At 51.7% G+C, this 1,566-nt stretch carries 1 protein-coding gene and 1 pseudogene; one reads left to right on the forward strand and one right to left on the reverse strand.

All coding sequences use genetic code 11. The features are described from left to right. Positions 1 to 469, forward strand: a pseudogene (gene ligB / locus M8370_RS23290) (NAD-dependent DNA ligase LigB); the annotation flags it as partial. Positions 470 to 471: 2 nt separating this feature from the next. Here the strand turns inward: ligB and M8370_RS23295 are convergent. After that, on the reverse strand, positions 472 to 1,089 hold the full coding sequence (locus tag M8370_RS23295) for a trimeric intracellular cation channel family protein (protein ID WP_013094886.1): 618 nt from the start codon (positions 1,087 to 1,089) through the stop codon (positions 472 to 474). Positions 1,090 to 1,566 lie beyond the last annotated feature (477 nt).

Raw genomic sequence — 1,566 nt, forward strand, 5'->3', positions numbered from 1 at the left:
TTACGCTTCACCGGAATGTATGGAGCAGTTCTTTGCCCGGCTGACGTGGCTCAGTTCTAAGCAGGGGCTGGATATTGCCGGTTTAGGCGAGTCAGGCTGGCGGGCGCTCTGGCAGGCACATCGCTTTGAACATATTTTCTCATGGCTGTTGTTAACCCAGGCGCAGCTGCAAACCACGCCGGGGTTTTCGGCTGCACGCGGACTGGCGCTCTGGCATCAGTTTAATCTGGTGCGCGAGCGGCCTTTTATTCGTTGGATCATGGCGATGGGTGTTCCGCTGGCTCAGGCGACCCTGAAAGCCGCCGGAGAGCTATCATGGCAGACCATGCACCAGCGTAGCGCTATGGACTGGCAGACCTTGCCGGGGACCGGAGAGGAGAAAGCGCGGCAAATCGTTAACTGGCTCCACGCGCCGGAGGTGGATGTGCTGGCAAAGTGGCTGGCTGAACAGCACATCAAGGGATTCTGAACTTAGTGAGCGCTGTGTTTGTAGTGAAACACCGGCAGGCCGAGCTTCAGTCGCAACGCCAGCATGCGGGCCGTAAAGCCGAACAGCAGCGTGGAGATGACCACCACATCATGGTTCGAAACATAATGCTGCAGGGCAATATAGAGCACCGCTGCCGCGAAGGAGATGCCGGCATACAGCTCTTTTTGAAAGACCAGAGGAATACGTTTGCAGAACATATCGCGCAGCACGCCTCCAAACACCCCGGTCACCACGGCGGCAATGGTGGCGATAACTGGCCCTTCACCCATATCGAGCGCGATTTGTGCGCCAATGATGGAAAAGACAATCAGCCCGAGCGCATCAAGCACCAGAAACAGGCGACGCAGATGGGTCATAACGGGCGCGACAATGGTGGTTACTACGGCGGCGGTCGCCACAATAATCACGTACTCGGGGTTTTTCACCCAGCCCAGTGGGTAATGGCCCAGCAGAATATCGCGCACGGAACCGCCGCCCAGCGCGGTCGCTGTGGCAATAATGATCACGCCGAAGGTATCCATTCGGCGACGACCGGCTGCAAGCGCGCCAGTCATGGCTTCTGCAGTGATGCCAATGAGATAAAGAGTGTGAAGCAGCATATAACCTCCGGTGTGAAGCCGGGAAGGTTAACGTTTTGTGCGCACGATCACGATTGAGATTTTCTAAAGTGAGCGGGTTTGCCCTATAAAATTTTATCTACCCATAGTGGAGAAGGTTGATTGATGGCGGCAAAGCGAGAAAAGACGGGTTAAAATGGATTAGAAATAGTAATGGGTGACGTCGGTCGACGCCACCCGAATAGTTGGATCTGAATGTTGAGTGTTGTTTCAAGCTATTAATTTATAATCATTTATATTTGTTATAGTGATGATTGAGTACACGCTTAAGTACACATTTATTTGATAAACAGCCATGAGTCGATATTGACAATTTCCTAACAATTTTACTTTTCCTACCTTGCTTGACAAATGAAATAAAGTGCAAGATTATTTATCTGTAACATCTTCTGCCTTAACCCTAACCCTGTACCTGCTCTGTTAAAGAGGAATCTTTTCTGATGATGCAACCCTGGGAAC

Source organism: Enterobacter cloacae complex sp. OE43NF (assembly GCF_023544405.1).
GTDB classification, from domain to species: Bacteria; Pseudomonadota; Gammaproteobacteria; order Enterobacterales; family Enterobacteriaceae; genus Enterobacter; species Enterobacter cloacae.

Coding starts and splice junctions, on each gene's coding strand:
- M8370_RS23295 (WP_013094886.1), bottom strand. CDS start 1,089: ATGCTGCTTCACACTCTTTATCTCATTGGCATCACTGCAGAAGCCATG.